This window comes from Tritonibacter sp. SIMBA_163, assembly GCF_046535935.1.
Lineage (GTDB): Bacteria > Pseudomonadota > Alphaproteobacteria > Rhodobacterales > Rhodobacteraceae > Epibacterium > Epibacterium scottomollicae.
In genome coordinates this window covers 1-263 of the sequence record NZ_JAWJBP010000625.1, presented here as the reverse complement: position 1 = coordinate 263, position 263 = coordinate 1, and the positions used below count along the sequence as shown (strand labels likewise).

Sequence of the window (263 nt, the reverse complement as noted above, 5' to 3'; positions counted from 1 at the left end):
ATTGTCTCTATCGGCATGTGCTGGGGAGTCCGTCATGGCGGGGCGATCATAGCCACCGCACCAGCGCGTGCAACCAACGCTCCGGGGTTTGATCTGTCGATTGACCCAAACCTAGTTGCCGACGCTTAATGCCGCCGGCAACAGAGGTTAGCGATGCGTCCAAATACCGTCTTCTGTATCGACGGACACGCCTGCGGCAACCCGGTACGGCTGGTCGCTGGCGGCGGGCCGGCGCTGGACGGGGCGACGATGAGTGCGCGCCG

The 263-nt window shown here is 63.9% G+C and carries 1 protein-coding gene; it reads left to right on the top strand.

The window, feature by feature from the left end; all coding sequences use genetic code 11:
• Positions 1-153 precede the first annotated feature (153 nt).
• The coding region (locus R0J92_RS23805) for a proline racemase family protein (RefSeq protein WP_411053491.1) at positions 154-263 on the top strand (110 nt) is incomplete at its 3' end.